Source organism: Streptomyces sp. MNU89, from assembly GCF_020982505.1.
In the GTDB taxonomy this organism is placed as follows: Bacteria; Actinomycetota; Actinomycetes; order Streptomycetales; family Streptomycetaceae; genus Streptomyces; species Streptomyces xinghaiensis.
Window position 1 is genome coordinate 4,615,849 of the sequence record NZ_JAJKLL010000001.1, and the last position, 16,822, is coordinate 4,632,670.

The 16,822-nt window shown below is 68.3% G+C and carries 9 protein-coding genes and 3 rRNA genes; 7 read left to right on the forward strand and 5 right to left on the reverse strand.

Annotated elements, in window-relative coordinates:
* Positions 1-82 precede the first annotated feature (82 nt).
* The 3 genes from E4N63_RS19850 to rrf all read left to right on the forward strand — a co-directional run bounded on the left by E4N63_RS19850 (position 83) and on the right by rrf (position 5,248).
* Positions 83-1,608 (forward strand): 16S ribosomal RNA (locus E4N63_RS19850).
* A gap of 322 nt (positions 1,609-1,930) precedes the next feature.
* Positions 1,931-5,056, forward strand: a 23S ribosomal RNA gene (locus tag E4N63_RS19855).
* 75 nt (positions 5,057-5,131) lie between these two features.
* Positions 5,132-5,248, forward strand: a 5S ribosomal RNA gene (gene rrf / locus E4N63_RS19860).
* Together the 16S, 23S and 5S rRNA genes form the textbook arrangement of a ribosomal RNA operon.
* A 155-nt stretch (positions 5,249-5,403) precedes the next feature.
* Here rrf and E4N63_RS19865 read toward each other — a convergent pair.
* From E4N63_RS19865 to E4N63_RS19885, 5 genes are read right to left on the reverse strand one after another with little or no spacing between them, the layout of a single operon-like run.
* Entirely contained in the window at positions 5,404-6,714 is a 1,311-nt protein-coding gene (locus E4N63_RS19865) for a DUF58 domain-containing protein (protein WP_230241332.1), read from the reverse strand.
* A gap of 15 nt (positions 6,715-6,729) precedes the next feature.
* The gene (locus tag E4N63_RS19870) at positions 6,730-7,695 is read right to left on the reverse strand and encodes a MoxR family ATPase (RefSeq protein ID WP_125626261.1); all 966 of its coding nucleotides are present in this window, start codon (positions 7,693-7,695) and stop codon (positions 6,730-6,732) included.
* Positions 7,692-8,942: a DUF4350 domain-containing protein gene (locus E4N63_RS19875; protein ID WP_230241333.1), complete on the reverse strand. Its 1,251-nt coding sequence runs from the start codon at positions 8,940-8,942 to the stop codon at positions 7,692-7,694. The genes E4N63_RS19870 and E4N63_RS19875 overlap by 4 nt, the downstream gene beginning before the upstream one ends.
* A complete protein-coding gene (locus E4N63_RS19880; protein ID WP_228429610.1) occupies positions 8,939-9,640 on the reverse strand; it encodes a DUF4129 domain-containing protein in 702 nt (233 codons plus the stop codon). Before E4N63_RS19880 ends, E4N63_RS19875 begins: the two co-directional genes overlap by 4 nt.
* Before the next feature lie 7 nt (positions 9,641-9,647).
* Positions 9,648-10,919, reverse strand: coding sequence for a hypothetical protein (locus E4N63_RS19885; protein ID WP_230241334.1), 1,272 nt, complete (start codon positions 10,917-10,919; stop codon positions 9,648-9,650).
* Between the two features lie 183 nt (positions 10,920-11,102).
* On the opposite strand from E4N63_RS19885, the gene mtnA reads away from it, so the two are divergent.
* Genes mtnA through E4N63_RS19905 form a run of 4 tightly spaced genes read left to right on the forward strand, consistent with a single transcriptional unit; the run spans position 11,103 to position 16,796 of the window.
* Positions 11,103-12,248 (forward strand): S-methyl-5-thioribose-1-phosphate isomerase, encoded by a 1,146-nt coding sequence (mtnA, locus tag E4N63_RS19890; RefSeq protein ID WP_230241335.1) that lies wholly within the window; start codon positions 11,103-11,105, stop codon positions 12,246-12,248.
* A 15-nt stretch (positions 12,249-12,263) separates the two neighbouring features.
* A complete protein-coding gene (gene mtrA, locus E4N63_RS19895) occupies positions 12,264-12,941 on the forward strand; it encodes a two-component system response regulator MtrA (RefSeq protein ID WP_019711651.1) in 678 nt (225 codons plus the stop codon).
* A 1-nt stretch (position 12,942) separates the two neighbouring features.
* Complete coding sequence (gene mtrB / locus E4N63_RS19900; RefSeq protein WP_230241336.1) at positions 12,943-14,946, forward strand: MtrAB system histidine kinase MtrB; 2,004 nt, start codon at positions 12,943-12,945, stop codon at positions 14,944-14,946.
* A gap of 44 nt (positions 14,947-14,990) precedes the next feature.
* On the forward strand, positions 14,991-16,796 hold the full coding sequence (locus tag E4N63_RS19905; protein ID WP_230241337.1) for an LpqB family beta-propeller domain-containing protein: 1,806 nt from the start codon (positions 14,991-14,993) through the stop codon (positions 16,794-16,796).
* Positions 16,797-16,822 lie beyond the last annotated feature (26 nt).

A 16,822-nucleotide genomic window follows, 5' to 3' on the forward strand; every position in this document is an offset into this window, starting at 1 on the left:
CGGTCGGGAGGCAATCTTACAGCGAGGACGCTGTGCGCGGCCTGGATTATTCCTCCGGTCCGCGCCGCTCTTGCGTGAAGCATTCACGGAGAGTTTGATCCTGGCTCAGGACGAACGCTGGCGGCGTGCTTAACACATGCAAGTCGAACGATGAACCTCTTCGGAGGGGATTAGTGGCGAACGGGTGAGTAACACGTGGGCAATCTGCCCTGCACTCTGGGACAAGCCCTGGAAACGGGGTCTAATACCGGATACGACCATCTCGGGCATCCGATGGTGGTGGAAAGCTCCGGCGGTGCAGGATGAGCCCGCGGCCTATCAGCTTGTTGGTGGGGTGATGGCCTACCAAGGCGACGACGGGTAGCCGGCCTGAGAGGGCGACCGGCCACACTGGGACTGAGACACGGCCCAGACTCCTACGGGAGGCAGCAGTGGGGAATATTGCACAATGGGCGGAAGCCTGATGCAGCGACGCCGCGTGAGGGATGACGGCCTTCGGGTTGTAAACCTCTTTCAGCAGGGAAGAAGCGCAAGTGACGGTACCTGCAGAAGAAGCACCGGCTAACTACGTGCCAGCAGCCGCGGTAATACGTAGGGTGCGAGCGTTGTCCGGAATTATTGGGCGTAAAGAGCTCGTAGGCGGCTTGTCACGTCGGATGTGAAAGCCCGGGGCTTAACCCCGGGTCTGCATTCGATACGGGCAGGCTAGAGTTCGGTAGGGGAGATCGGAATTCCTGGTGTAGCGGTGAAATGCGCAGATATCAGGAGGAACACCGGTGGCGAAGGCGGATCTCTGGGCCGATACTGACGCTGAGGAGCGAAAGCGTGGGGAGCGAACAGGATTAGATACCCTGGTAGTCCACGCCGTAAACGTTGGGAACTAGGTGTGGGCGACATTCCACGTCGTCCGTGCCGCAGCTAACGCATTAAGTTCCCCGCCTGGGGAGTACGGCCGCAAGGCTAAAACTCAAAGGAATTGACGGGGGCCCGCACAAGCGGCGGAGCATGTGGCTTAATTCGACGCAACGCGAAGAACCTTACCAAGGCTTGACATACACCGGAAACGGCCAGAGATGGTCGCCCCCTTGTGGTCGGTGTACAGGTGGTGCATGGCTGTCGTCAGCTCGTGTCGTGAGATGTTGGGTTAAGTCCCGCAACGAGCGCAACCCTTGTTCTGTGTTGCCAGCATGCCTTTCGGGGTGATGGGGACTCACAGGAGACTGCCGGGGTCAACTCGGAGGAAGGTGGGGACGACGTCAAGTCATCATGCCCCTTATGTCTTGGGCTGCACACGTGCTACAATGGCCGGTACAATGAGCTGCGATACCGCGAGGTGGAGCGAATCTCAAAAAGCCGGTCTCAGTTCGGATTGGGGTCTGCAACTCGACCCCATGAAGTCGGAGTCGCTAGTAATCGCAGATCAGCATTGCTGCGGTGAATACGTTCCCGGGCCTTGTACACACCGCCCGTCACGTCACGAAAGTCGGTAACACCCGAAGCCGGTGGCCCAACCCGTAAGGGAGGGAATCGTCGAAGGTGGGACTGGCGATTGGGACGAAGTCGTAACAAGGTAGCCGTACCGGAAGGTGCGGCTGGATCACCTCCTTTCTAAGGAGCACTTCTCGGCCGGCAGGGGGTAACTCCTGGTGGTCCAGAGGCCAGAACACCGGCGAGTGTCCGGTGCTGGTTGCTCATGGGTGGAACGTTGACTATTCGGCACGGCCGGTTGGCCGGTCACCAGTACTGCTCTTCGGGGCGTGGAACGTGATCGGGTAACGGGTCGGGCCGGGCGCGCTGTTGGGTGTCTGAGGGTACGGGCTGTGAAGCTTGTGTCCTTTGGTGCCGGTCCCGGTGTACTCATTCCGTGTGGGGTGGGGTGGCGGGTGGCTGGTCGTTGTTTGAGAACTGCACAGTGGACGCGAGCATCTGTGGCCAAGTTTTTAAGGGCGCACGGTGGATGCCTTGGTACCAGGAACCGATGAAGGACGTGGGAGGCCGCGATAGGCCCCGGGGAGCTGTCAACCGAGCTTTGATCCGGGGGTGTCCGAATGGGGAAACCCGGCAGTCGTCATGGGCTGTCACCCATACCTGAACACATAGGGTATGTGGAGGGAACGCGGGGAAGTGAAACATCTCAGTACCCGCAGGAAGAGAAAACAACCGTGATTCCGGGAGTAGTGGCGAGCGAAACCGGATGAGGCCAAACCGTAGGCGTGTGATACCCGGCAGGGGTTGCGCTTACGGGGTTGTGGGATCGTACTTCGATGGTCTGCCGGCCATCGGGCGAGTCAGAAATTGTTGGTGTAGGCGAAGGGCATGCGAAAGGCCCGGCGTAGAGGGTAAGACCCCCGTAGCCGAAATGTCAGCAACTCGCTTGTGCGACACCCAAGTAGCACGGGGCCCGAGAAATCCCGTGTGAATCTGGCGGGACCACCCGCTAAGCCTAAATATTCCCTGGTGACCGATAGCGGATAGTACCGTGAGGGAATGGTGAAAAGTACCGCGGGAGCGGAGTGAAATAGTACCTGAAACCGTGTGCCTACAAGCCGTGGGAGCGTCGCGCATCGGACTTGTCCGGTGCGTCGTGACTGCGTGCCTTTTGAAGAATGAGCCTGCGAGTTTGCGGTGTGTTGCGAGGTTAACCCGTGTGGGGAAGCCGTAGCGAAAGCGAGTCCGAATAGGGCGATTCAGTAGCGCGCTCAAGACCCGAAGCGGAGTGATCTAGCCATGGGCAGGTTGAAGCGCGGGTAAGACCGTGTGGAGGACCGAACCCACCAGGGTTGAAAACCTGGGGGATGACCTGTGGTTAGGGGTGAAAGGCCAATCAAACTCCGTGATAGCTGGTTCTCCCCGAAATGCATTTAGGTGCAGCGTCGTGTGTTTCTTGCCGGAGGTAGAGCACTGGATAGGCGATGGGCCCTACCGGGTTACTGACCTTAGCCAAACTCCGAATGCCGGTAAGTGAGAGCGCGGCAGTGAGACTGTGGGGGATAAGCTCCATGGTCGAGAGGGAAACAGCCCAGAGCATCGACTAAGGCCCCTAAGCGTACGCTAAGTGGGAAAGGATGTGGAGTCGCAGAGACAACCAGGAGGTTGGCTTAGAAGCAGCCATCCTTGAAAGAGTGCGTAATAGCTCACTGGTCAAGTGATTCCGCGCCGACAATGTAGCGGGGCTCAAGCGTACCGCCGAAGTCGTGTCATTGGCACATATACCCCTAACGGGGGTGCTGATGGGTAGGGGAGCGTCGTGTGCCGGGTGAAGCCGCGCCGGAAGGCAGTGGTGGACGGTTCACGAGTGAGAATGCAGGCATGAGTAGCGATACACACGTGGGAAACGTGTGCGCCGATTGACTAAGGGTTCCTGGGTCAAGCTGATCTGCCCAGGGTAAGTCGGGACCTAAGGCGAGGCCGACAGGCGTAGTCGATGGACAACCGGTTGATATTCCGGTACCCGCTTTGAAGCGCCAGCGCTGAACCTTCTGATGCTAAGTCCGTGAAGCCGCCGGCTGAGTCTTCGGACGAGGTCGGAGTGGTGGAGCCGACGATCCAAGGGGGTAGTAGGTGAGTGATGGGGTGACGCAGGAAGGTAGTCCAGCCCGGGCGGTGGTTGTCCCGGGGTAAGGGTGTAGCCCGGAGGGTAGGTAAATCCGTCCTCCGTGTAAGGGTGAGACCTGATGCCGAGCCGATTGTGGTGAAGTGGATGATCCTATGCTGTCGAGAAAAGCCTCTAGCGAGTTTCATGGCGGCCCGTACCCTAAACCGACTCAGGTGGTCAGGTAGAGAATACCGAGGCGTTCGGGTGAACTATGGTTAAGGAACTCGGCAAAATGCCCCCGTAACTTCGGGAGAAGGGGGGCCATTGCTGGTGATCGCCCTTGCGGTGTGAGCTGGTGGTGGCCGCAGAGACCAGCGAGAAGCGACTGTTTACTAAAAACACAGGTCCGTGCGAAGCCGTAAGGCGATGTATACGGACTGACGCCTGCCCGGTGCTGGAACGTTAAGGGGACCGGTTAGTCATGATTCGTCATGGCGAAGCTGAGAACTTAAGCGCCAGTAAACGGCGGTGGTAACTATAACCATCCTAAGGTAGCGAAATTCCTTGTCGGGTAAGTTCCGACCTGCACGAATGGCGTAACGACTTCTCGACTGTCTCAACCATAGGCCCGGTGAAATTGCACTACGAGTAAAGATGCTCGTTTCGCGCAGCAGGACGGAAAGACCCCGGGACCTTTACTACAGCTTGATATTGGTGTTCGGTTCGGCTTGTGTAGGATAGGTGGGAGACTGTGAAGCCCGGACGCTAGTTCGGGTGGAGTCGTCGTTGAAATACCACTCTGGTCGTGCTGGATGTCTAACCTGGGTCCGTGATCCGGATCAGGGACAGTGTCTGGTGGGTAGTTTAACTGGGGCGGTTGCCTCCTAAAGGGTAACGGAGGCGCCCAAAGGTTCCCTCAGCCTGGTTGGTAATCAGGTGTTGAGTGTAAGTGCACAAGGGAGCTTGACTGTGAGACCGACGGGTCGAGCAGGGACGAAAGTCGGGACTAGTGATCCGGCGGTGGCTTGTGGAAGCGCCGTCGCTCAACGGATAAAAGGTACCCCGGGGATAACAGGCTGATCTTCCCCAAGAGTCCATATCGACGGGATGGTTTGGCACCTCGATGTCGGCTCGTCGCATCCTGGGGCTGGAGTCGGTCCCAAGGGTTGGGCTGTTCGCCCATTAAAGCGGTACGCGAGCTGGGTTTAGAACGTCGTGAGACAGTTCGGTCCCTATCCGCTGTGCGCGTAGGAGTCTTGAGAAGGGCTGTCCCTAGTACGAGAGGACCGGGACGGACGAACCTCTGGTGTGCCAGTTGTCCTGCCAAGGGCATGGCTGGTTGGCTACGTTCGGGAGGGATAACCGCTGAAAGCATCTAAGCGGGAAGCCTGCTTCGAGATGAGGACTCCCACCCCCTTGAGGGGTTAAGGCTCCCAGTAGACGACTGGGTTGATAGGCCAGATATGGAAGCACCGCAAGGTGTGGAGTTGACTGGTACTAATAGGCCGAGGGCTTGTCCTCAGATGCTCGCGTCCACTGTGTTGGTTCTGAAACAACGAACTGTGTTGCCGTCCGGTTCGTGCAGTTTCATAGTGTTTCGGTGGTTATAGCGTGAGGGAAACGCCCGGTTACATTCCGAACCCGGAAGCTAAGCCTTTCAGCGCCGATGGTACTGCAGGGGGGACCCTGTGGGAGAGTAGGACGCCGCCGAACAATTCTTGAGATAGAAAGCCCTGTGGGGGACTCCGGCTCCCCACAGGGCTTTTTTGTGTTTGTGGAGCGTGTTCTCTGGTTCTCCAACCGCCGTGTGGAATGGGGGAGGACAGCATGGGGCGGCGGGCTCGGTTCTGTTCGCGTTCGCCGGCCCCTCAAAGGCGGCCGGCTGCCTTGAGCGCGAGGTAAGCATCAGCCAGGGCAGGAGCGAGCTCCTCAGGGGTGGCGTCGACCACGGTGACGCCGTGGCGGCGGAGCCGGTCTGCTGTACGAGTCCGCTCCGCCTGTGTGCGGGTGCCGGCGGCTGCCTGGTAGACGGCCTCGACGGTGCCCCGGGTTTCTGTCATCCGCTGGATGCGGGGGTCGGCCACCGCGGCCAGCAGAACCGTATGACGGTGCGTGAGTTGGGGCAGTACCGGCAGCAGGCCTTCCTCCACGGGGGCCGCGTCCAGCGTCGTCAGCAGCACGATCAGCGAGTGGCGCGGAGCGGTCCGCAGGGCGGCGGCGGCCAGGCCCCGGGCGTCCGTCTCGACGAGTTCGGGTTCCAGGGGGGCCAGAGCGCCGACCACGGCCGGCAGGAGGTCGCCCGCTGTGCGGCCCTGTACGGAGGCGCGGACGCGGCGGTCGTAGGCCAGGAGGCCCACTTGGTCCCCGGCCCGGCCCGCCAGGGCGGTCAGGAGCAGGGCGGCGTCCATGGCGGCGTCGAGTCGGGGGATGTCTCCCACGCGGCCGGCCGAGGTTCTACCGGTGTCGAGAACCAGGAGGATGTGGCGATTGCGCTCCGGACGCCAGGTGCGGACGGCCACGGACGACTGTCGGGCCGTGGCGCGCCAGTCGATGGAGCGGGTGTCGTCACCGGGGACGTACTCCCGGAGGCTGTCGAACTCGGTTCCCTCACCGCGGGTGAGGAGACTCGTGCGGCCGTCCAGTTCGCGGAGTCTGGCGAGCTTCGCGGGGAGGTGTTTGCGGCTGGGGAACGGCGGCAGGACGCGGAGGCGCCAGGGCACCCGGTGATGGCCCTGTCGGGCGGCGAGCCCGAGCGGGCCGTAGGACCGGACGGTGACCCGGTCGGGTCGGCGGTCGCCGCGGCGCGTGGGCTGGAGGGGGGTGGTGACGCGGCGCTGTTCGCCGCCCGGGACGGTCAGCCGGTGGCGGGTCAAGGCCGTGGCGCCCCCCGGGGGCAGCGCGCTGGGGGGCCACGCGTCGCGGATGAGTGCGCGCAAGGGGCGGCCCGCGGGGTTGGTGACGGTGAGGTGGGCGGACGCCTGTTCGTCGAGCCGAACTGACGTCTCACCGGATCGGGTGAAGTGCAGCCTGCGCACTGGCGCGGCGAGTGCGAGGTCTCCGAGAATTGCCAGCAGCAGGGGGATGTTCACGAGGAGCAGCCCGGTGGTGCCGGGCATCAGCAGGCCGGTGACCAGAGCGCCGAGAGCGGCGATCAGAGCTGTTCGTCCGGTGAGAGCCATGGTTCCTCGCGCCGTTCAGCGGGGGACGGGGACGTTGGCGAGGATCGCCTGGATCACCGAGTCGGGTGTGATGCCCTCCATCTCTGCCTCCGGGCGGAGCTGGACCCGGTGGCGGAGTGTGGGCAGGGCCAGGGCCTTCACATCGTCGGGGATGACGTAATCGCGTCCGGTGAGCCAGGCCCAGGCCCGAGAGGTCGACAGCAGAGCGGTGGCGCCCCGTGGGGAGACACCGAGTGAGAGGGAGGGGGAGTCCCGGGTGGCACGGCAGATATCGACGACATAACCGGTGATCTCGGGAGACACGGACGTGCCGGCGACGGCGGCGCGGGCTGCTGCCAGATCGGTGGCATTCGCCACCGTGCGGAGGCCGGCGGCCTGCAGATCACCCGGGTTGAATCCCTGCGCATGGCGCATGAGCACGTTCATCTCGTCCTCGCGAGACGGCAGGGGCACGGTCAGCTTCAGCAGGAAGCGGTCGAGCTGGGCTTCCGGCAGCGGGTAGGTGCCCTCGTACTCGACGGGGTTCTGCGTGGCCGCCACGAGGAACGGCTCGGGCAGGGGGCGGGGGACTCCGTCGACGGTCACCTGGCGCTCCTCCATGGCTTCCAGGAGTGATGCCTGGGTCTTCGGCGGAGTGCGGTTGATCTCGTCGGCGAGCAGTAGATGGGTGAAGACGGGACCGGGCTGGAAGGAGAACTCGGCTGTGCGCGCGTCATAGACCAGGGAGCCGGTGACATCGCTGGGCATGAGATCGGGGGTGAACTGGACGCGTTTCATGTCGAGTTCGAGCGAGGCCGCCAGGGCGCGGACGAGCAGGGTCTTGGCGACTCCGGGGACGCCTTCGAGCAGGACGTGGCCGCGGCACAGTAGCGCGACGACCAGGCCCGTGATGGCCGGATCCTGGCCGACCACGGCTTTGGCGATCTCGGTCCTCAGCGCCTCCAGGGAGGCACGGGCGCTGTCGGCGGTCGGGGCACTCACGAGGTGGTGTCCTTTTTCTTGGTGGGGGCTGCGTCAGGAGGTGCGGTGGGAGAAACGGGGGTGTCTGCGGTGACGGTCCGTTCGAGGCGGTCCAGTTCGTCGGCGAGGCGGATGAGGGACCGGTCGTCGGGTGGCACCGGCCCGAAGAGCAGTGTGGGGAGATCGGGGCCGGTGTCGGGGACATGGGAGGCCAGGGCCGGGCAGAGCACCTCGGGGCGGTGGGCCCGGGCGCCGGCCACGCCGACGACCGGGGCCAGCCGACTTCTGGTGGCGGAGCGGAGGATCTCGGCGGCCCGGTCCCGGGCGTGAGCCTGGTGGTACAGGCGGGCCCGGCCCTCGGTGGTCTCCGAGGCCCTGATGGTGACCGGAAGCCGTTCCGGGGTGAGCGGTCCCAGGCGCCGGGCCCGCCAGAGCGCGGTGAAGACGGCCGCGACGCCCAGTTGCGCCACTGCCCAGATCCAGCCGGAGGGCAGGAGCTGGAGGAAGCCGCGTTCTTCGCCATCGGAGGCGGCGTCGTCGAGTGAGGGGAGATACCAGACCAAGTGATCTCGTGAGCCCAGGAGTTGCAGGGCGAGGGAGGCGTTGCCGCGTTCGGCGAGCCGGTCGTTGAAAAGGATGTCGGGTGAGCCGAGCAGGACGGTCTCGCGGTTGTCGGTGTCCGGGAGCCGGACCAGGGTCGGCAGGCCGTCGCTGAGGTAGCAACTGTCGGCGTCGGGCGCCTTCGAGGAGGGGGAGTAGCGGATGCCGCCGACTTCGGCGTCTCCGGCCCGGCGGGCGGCGGGGAGGTCGCAGTCCGGGGAGCGGGGAGAGACCTCGGCCGGTTCGGCCACCTGCACGGCCGGTGCCAGGGTGCGGGTGGCGGCGGGCCCGGGGGCGAGGAGCACGGTGCGCACCCCCGGTGTGGTGGCCGCGTTCCTCAGGGTCTTCCGCCGGCGTTCGGTGAGGAGGTCGGGGTTGGTGATCAGCAGGGTGGTGTCCGGACCGGCCGCGGTGGCGGCCTCTGTGGTGGTGGTGACCACGGTGGTCCGTACCCCTCGGTCGGCCAGCAGCTCGGCGACGGCGCGGCTGCCGTAGCGGTCCGCGGAGCGCGGGTCGAGCCGGCCGTGCTGTTCACCGGAGCGCACGGCGGCGAGGGCGATGCCCGCCAGCACGAGAACGGCGAGGGCGAGCAGCAGGCCGCGGGAGCGGGTCCAGAGCTGGTGGGCGGTGGGAGTGGCCGAGGTCTCGGCGGCGGCTGTCCGGGTCATGCGGCTCCCCCGGGTCCGGACCCTGCGCCGGCCGCGACGGGCTGCGGCTTGCTGCGCTGGAGGTCGGCGTCCAGGTCCCGGAGCCGGCCGTAGACCTCCGCAGTGCCGGGGCGCCCGCCGTAGGTGATGTCGTCGAAGTCCCGGGCGGCGGTGCGCAGCCGGGCCGCGTGGCCGGGCAGCGGACGTCCCGCCTCGGCGGCGGCCTCGTCGGCGGTGCGGCCGGGGCGCGGGTCGAGCAGGGCGCGCTCCTCCAGGGACCGGACGAGGGCTCTCATCCGTTCCCGCACGGCCAGGTCCCATTCCTGGGCGGCGGCATGCTGTTCGGCGGCCGCCCGGTGTTCGGCGGCGCTCCGCGGCCGGTCGTCGAAGAGCGGCACCGCGCCGGCGGGGGCGCGGTGCAGCGGGCCGAGTCGCAGACGGAGCGCCACGACGAGGAGGAGGAGTACGGCGATGACGACGGCCAGGCCCACCGGGCCGCCGGGGGTCACCCCGGCGGCGGCGTTGAAGAGGGTGTCGAGCCACTCCCAGAAACGGTCGAGGGCGCGCCGGAGGAGGCTCGGTTCGTGCTCCTGGTACATCCGCTTGGAAAGTTCGTCCTCCGCAGCCTCGCGAGCGGGCAGACGCGGGATCCGCACGGGGACGCCGTCCTCCGCACGGATCCCGTACCACGCCGCCGCGAGACCGCCCGCTGCCGCGATCACCGCATCAGCTCCCCGGGGTGGTTCCGTCGGCCCGGCCGTCTCCGGGGCCCGGTGTGCCGTAGCCGGGGAGGCCGGCCGCGCGGCCCAGTTCCAGGTCGAGGGCTTCCCGGCGGATCCGCTGGTCCATGTAGAGGAGAGCCGTGACACCGGCGCTGATGGGGAAGGTGATGGTCGAGCTGATCACCGCGCCGATGCCGAGGACGATGAGGAAGAGCCAGCCGGTCTCCGCGGTCTCGCCGGCCATCCAGTCGGCGGCGCTCTCGCCGCCGACGACCACGGCGATCAGACTGGTCGGGATCTCGATGACGGCCGCGACGAACACCAGCAGCACCAGGGTCAGCAATTGGATGCCGAAGACCCGCCACCACGCGCCCCGGACGAGCTTGGCGGAGCGGCGCAGGGAGGCGATGACGCCCTGCCGTTCCAGCATGAGGGCCGGTGCGGCCAGGCTGAAGCGGATCCAGAGCCAGACCGCGAGGACGAGGGCGGCCAGCCCGCCTGCGAGGGTGAGAGCGGCTGCGGCGCCGGTGGGGTCGGCGGCGGTCAGGATGAGCCCGGGTGCCACCGCCACGGCGCTGATCGCCAGGATGATCAGCGGGATGAGGAAGAGCAGTCCGAAGAGGCGCAAGAGCTGGGGGCGTGCGCTGTGCCAGGCGTCGCCGGTCGTGACCGGGCGCCCGAGGACGGCCCGGCTGACGACCATGGTCAGCATGGCGGTGGCGATGATGGTGCCGAGCATGCTGACGAAACCGGTGACGGCGCTGCCGGTGAGGGCTCCGCTGAGGGCGTCCAGGATCTCGTCGGGGGTCGGATCGGGGTCGTTCTCCAGGGCGGTCAGCCCCGTCTGATCGTTGAACCAGAGGCCGGTGGTGACCGTGGAGACGGCCTGGGTGATCACGGCGACGGCGAGGGAGATGCCCAGCACGGTGCGCCAGTGGGCGCGCATCGTCGAGACGGCGCCGTCAAGGATCTCGCCGATGCCCAGCGGGCGGAGCGGGATGATGCCGGGTTTGGCCACGCCGGGCGGCGGGGCCCAGCCGGTGCCCCAGCCGCCCGGGGCGCCGGGGCCGCCGCCTTCCGGCGGCGGGGTCGGTCCGGAGCCGGCGGGCGCGGCCCACCGGCCGCCGGGAGGCTGCTCCTTGGACCAGTTCACCGGAGGCTCGCTGCTGCCGCTGCCGGTGTCGTCCCGGTCGGGGCCGGCGGGGTTCCCGCCGTCTCGGCCCGGGTCGCCGGAGGGGGCCGATCCGGGCGAGGCCCAGCCCGGAGAGTCGTTCATCATCGCTCCTTCGCGGTGCCGTCCGCGGGCCGTCCGGCTGCGCCGGCGAGTGCCGGCCCGGGCACGCGGTAACGGCCGGTTGGCTGCCATCGTGCCACGGGGCCCACCCCGCGCGGGGCGGGCCCTGCCTTCGGGAGCCGAGGGCACCTTCTGATCTCTCCACCGCACGGGCAGACTGGACGGATGGTTGATCAGAACGCGGTATACGCGGCGGCCGGCGACCCCACCCTTCCCTCGCTGCGCTGGGACGAACCCCCGGAGGGCCCGGTGCTGGTGCTGCTCGACCAGACCCGGCTGCCGGGCGAGGAGACCGAGCTGGTGTGCACGGATGTGCCCGCCCTGGTGGAGGCCGTCCGCGCTCTCGCCGTACGGGGTGCTCCGCTGCTGGGGCTCGCGGGGGCCTACGGTGTCGCGCTGGCCGCCGTACGCGGTTACGACGTGGAGGAGGCGGCCGGCCTGCTCGCCGGAGCCCGTCCCACCGCGGTCAACCTCGGCTACGGGGTGCGCCGGGCGCTGGCCGCGTACCGGAAGGTGGCCGGTGGCGGAGGCGGACCCGAGGAGGCCGGGGCCGCGGCCCTCGCCGAGGCGCGGGAGCTGCACCGGCAGGACGCCGAGGCGAGCGCGCGGATGGCGGAGCACGGGGCGGTGCTGCTGCGCGAGCTGCTGCCGGGCGGTGGCTACCGGTTGCTCACCCACTGCAATACGGGGAGGCTGGTGTCCGGAGGTGAGGGCACGGCTCTCGCGGTGGTGCGGAAGGTGCACCGCGCGGGGGAGCTTCGGCGGCTGTGGGTGGACGAGACCCGCCCGCTGCTGCAGGGCTCGCGGCTGACCGCCTGGGAGGCGGCGCGGAGCGGCATGGCCTACACGCTGCTGTCGGACAATGCCGCCGGCTCGCTCTTCTCGGCCGGTGAGGTGGACGCGGTGCTGGTCGGTGCGGACCGGATCGCGGCGGACGGGTCGGTGGCCAACAAGGTCGGCAGCTATCCGCTGGCGGTGCTGGCGCGCTACCACCATGTGCCGTTCATCGTGGTGGCGCCGAGCACCACGGTGGACCCCGAGACCCCCGACGGCGCCTCGATCGAGGTGGAGCAGCGTCCGGGGCACGAGGTGACGGAGTTCGTTCCGCCCCAAGTCCCCGGCGGCGCACGGGAAGCGGGTATGGGCATACCGTTGGCCCCGTTGGGGACTCAGGCGTACAATCCGGCCTTCGACGTCACTCCGCCGGAATTGGTGACGGCGATCGTCACCGAGCACGGTGTCGTATCGCCCGTCACGGGGGACGCAATCGGGGACCTGTGCTCCAGGTCACGCCAGGTCACGATCAGCTAATGGGATGATGTCGGTATGAAGGGACGCGTTCTCGTCGTCGATGACGACACCGCACTGGCCGAGATGCTCGGCATCGTGCTGCGCGGCGAGGGCTTCGAGCCGTCGTTCGTCGCGGACGGTGACAAGGCTCTGGCCGCTTTCCGCGAGACCAAGCCCGATCTGGTGCTGCTCGATCTCATGCTGCCCGGCCGGGACGGCATCGAGGTGTGCCGGCTGATCCGGGCCGAGTCCGGGGTGCCGATCGTCATGCTGACGGCGAAGAGCGACACCGTCGACGTGGTGGTGGGCCTGGAGTCCGGTGCCGACGACTACATCGTCAAGCCGTTCAAGCCCAAGGAGCTGGTGGCGCGGATCCGTGCGCGGCTGCGGCGCTCCGAGGAGCCCGCGCCGGAGCAGCTCGCGATCGGCGATCTGGTGATCGACGTGGCGGGTCACTCGGTGAAGCGGGACGGGCAGTCGATCGCGCTGACCCCGCTGGAGTTCGATCTGCTGGTCGCGCTGGCGCGCAAGCCCTGGCAGGTCTTCACCCGGGAAGTGCTGCTCGAACAGGTGTGGGGCTACCGTCACGCCGCGGACACGCGGCTCGTCAATGTGCATGTGCAGCGGCTGCGCTCGAAGGTCGAGAAGGACCCGGAGCGGCCGGAGATCGTGGTGACGGTCCGTGGTGTCGGATACAAGGCGGGACCAGGCTGACATGGCCGGGCACGGTGCTGCTCCGGAGCGCAACGAGGGGCGGCCCGTCGGTCCGGTGGGCAGGATCTCGCTCTACGACCGTCTCCGGCAGGGCGGCGGGCTGCTGCAGGACGGGGCGCCGGGCGGCCCCGTCAATCCGCTGCTGCGGATGGTCCTGCGCTGGGTGCGGCGGCCGCTGCTGGCGGCGCTCCGGCTGTGGCGGCGCAACATCCAGCTGCGGGTGGTGGCGAGCACGCTGCTGATGTCGCTCGGTGTCGTACTGCTGCTCGGCGTCGTGGTGATCGGCCAGGTGCGCAACGGGCTCCAGGACGCCAAGACCAGTGCCGCGCAGTCCCAGGCGGCCGGTGGTTTCCGGGTGGCCCAGAACAAGGCGGACGCCGATGCCCGCGGGGAGCCCGGCGCCACCGCGGGCAGCCGGGTCCAGCTGAACTCCGGCGTCTGGCTGACCGACCTGGTGCAGCAGCTCGCGAGCGGGGGCCAGGGCGTCTACTCCGTGGTGGCGCTCGGCTCGGACACCCAACAGCCTTTCGTGGACGACAGCTCCGGCACCCGCGCGCCTCGATCCTCCGGCGATGTCCAGCCCGAGGAGAGCGTGCCACAGGCGCTGCGGGACTCCGTCGACGCCGAGCCCGGCACGTACATGCAGCACACCCGTATCGTCCGGAGTTCGGGGGCGGGGGAGCCGGCGCTCGCGATCGGCAAGCAGCTCAACGACGTCAACGGCAATCCGTACCAGCTCTACTACCTCTTCCCGTTCACACAGGAGGAGAAGTCGCTGAGCCTGGTCAAGACGACGCTGGCGACCGCGGGCGTGTTCGTCGTCGTGCTGCTCGGCGCCATCGCCTGGGTGGTGGTGCGGCAGGTCGTGACCCCGGTGCGGATGGCGGCGGGGATCTCGGAACGGCTCGCGGCCGGCCTGCTCCAGGAGCGGATGAAGGTCACCGGCGAGGACGACATCGCACGGCTCGGTGAGTCCTTCAACAAGATGGCGCAGAACCTCCAGCACAAGATCCAGCAGTTGGAGGAGCTCTCGCGGATGCAGCGGCGCTTCGTCTCCGACGTCTCGCACGAGCTGCGCACCCCGCTGACGACGGTCCGGATGGCCGCCGAGGTCATCCATGACGTGCGGGAGGACTTCGACCCGGTGACCGCGCGCTCCGCGGAACTCCTCCGCGGCCAGGTGGACCGCTTCGAGTCGCTGCTGTCGGATCTGCTGGAGATCAGCCGGTTCGACGCCGGGGCGGCGGCCCTGGAGGCCGAGCCGATCGATCTGCGGACCGTGGTCGACCAGGTGATCGAGGGGGCCGAGCCGCTCGCCGAGAACAAGGGCAGCCGCATCGTCGTGCGCGGGGCGGAGCAGCCGGTGATCGCCGAGGCCGATCCGCGGCGGATCGAGCGGGTGCTGCGCAATCTCGTCGTCAACGCCGTGGAGCACGGTGAGGGGCGCGATGTGGTGGTGCGGCTGGCAGCCGCGGGCGGTGCCGTCGCCGTGGCCGTACGGGACTACGGCGTGGGGCTCAAGCCGGGCGAGGCGACCCGGGTCTTCAACCGCTTCTGGCGGGCGGACCCGGCCCGTGCCCGGACGACCGGCGGAACGGGACTCGGCCTGTCGATCGCCGTCGAGGACGCGCGGCTGCACGGAGGCTGGCTGCAGGCCTGGGGCGAACCGGGCGGTGGCTCCCAGTTCCGGCTGACGCTGCCGCGCACGGCCGACGGCACGCTCCGCGGCTCCCCGATCCCGCTGGAGCCGGAGGACTCCCGGCGCAACCGGGAGCAGGCGCAGGACGGCACCCCGGCGGAGCAGGGAGCCACCCGGGCCGCGGCCCCGGGTGCGACGCCCGCGCCGCGCCCCGCACCGGCGGTGGCGGACCCGGCGGCGCTTCCGGGCAGCGGCACCCGGGTCGTGGCACGGGCGAGGGCGGGCGGCCGACGGCCGGGCGGGGGCCGGTACCGGCGGCCCGCGGCAGGGCAGGGCCGACGACGATCGGGAGGACGGCTCGGGTGATGTCTGACCAGCGTCGGTGGGGACGGAGGAGGCCCGGCGGCCCGGTGCGCGCAGGCGCACTGGTCCTGTGCGGGGCACTGCTGGCCGGGTGCGCCTCGATGCCCGACAGCGGCGGCGTGCGCCAGGTGGACGTGTCCCAGCGGGCCGACGCCGACGCACAGGTACGGGTGTTCGGGTTGCCACCGCGGAAGGGTGAGTTGCCGGCCGACATCGTGCGGGGCTTCCTGGAGGCGACGACCAGCGACGAGGCCGACTTCCGCACGGCGCGGCAGTATCTGACCAAAGAGGCATCACGGCGCTGGCGGCCCCTCTCGGTGACGACGGTGCTGGCCGACGGGCCCGTGCCCCGTATGGATCCCCGGGCCGGCGACCGGCAGGACGACTCCGCCGTGGCGGTCCTCAGCGGCGATCAGATCGCCTCGGTCGACCAGGACCAGGCATACCGGCCGGCGGAGGCCGAGTACGAGACGCGGGTGCGGCTGGCGAAGGTGGGCGGCGAGTGGCGGATCGACCAGCCGCCGGAGGGGCTCGTGCTCGGCCGCTCCGACTTCGAACGGATCTACCGTCCCGTCAACAAGTACTACTTCGCGGTGCCCGGCTCCCAGGAGGACAGCGGGACCGGCGGGGACGTGCTGGTCGCCGACCCCGTGTATCTGCGGAAGCGCATAGGAAAACGCGAGGATCTCGTCACCTCGACCGTCAACGCGCTGCTCAAGGGGCCCAGCAGCTGGCTCGACCCGGTGGTCGAGTCGAAGTTCCCCGCGGGGACGCGGCTGGCCGACGAAACACTCTCACTGGACGACTCCAACGGGCTGAGGGTCCGGCTCAATGACCGCGGCGCGCGGGTGGGCCCGGTGCAGTGCAACCAGATGGCAGCGCAGATCCTCTTCGCCGTGCAGGACCTGGCATCGGCCCAGGTCAGCCAGGTGGATCTGGTCGATCCGAAGGGGGCGCGGCTGTGCGTGGTCAACCGCGGCCAGGCGGACGCGTACGCCCCGGCGGGGTTGCGGGAGCCGTCCGAACGCCAGTACTTCCTCAACGCCGCCGGGCGGCTGGCGAGCCTGCCGCCCGGCGGTGAGGTGCCCTCGCTGGTCGCCGGTCCGTTCGGTGACGGGCAGGTGGCGTTGCGGTCGGTGGCGGTCGCCCGCAGCGAACGGCTGGCGGCCGGTGTCTCACAGGACGGGCGCTCGCTGTACTTGGCGCCGATCGAGACCGGGGCCGAGCCCGGTGAGGTGCTGCTGCGCAGCCGGGCCGGCCGGGCGGAGGACGGGCTGTCCCGGCCCAGCTGGGACGGGAGCGGGAATCTGTGGGTCGCGGACCGTGACCCGGAGAGCCCGCGGCTGCTGTATCTGGCCCGGGGGGCGGAGGAACCGCGGGAGATCGTGGTCCCCTCCCTCGGGGACGGACGGATCGAAGCGCTCCGGGTCGCCTCGGACGGCGTGCGGATCGCGCTGGTCGTGAAGCGCGGTGAGCGCACCTCCCTGGAACTGGGCCGGATCGAACGGACGGGCGGCGGGCCCGGGACGCCGCCGCTGTCGGTGAACGACCTGCGCCCGGTGACCCCGAGGCTGGAGCACGTGGAGTCGGCGTCCTGGGCGGGCGTGAGCCGGCTGGTGGTCGTCGGCCGCGCCTCCGGCGTACAGCAGCTGCAGTACGTGCGGACGGACGGCTCGGCGGTGAACACGCCGCCCCTTCCGGGCGCCAACGGTGTGACGGCGGTGGCGGCCTCGGAGGACGAGGACAAGCCGCTGCTCGCCGACTCCGAGGACGGGATCGTCAGGCTCCCGCCGATGGGCGCCAACTGGCAGCTGGTGACCGAGAAGGGATCGGAACCGGTCTATCCGGGATAGCGGGAAGCCGCCGCCCGGGCGGGGGC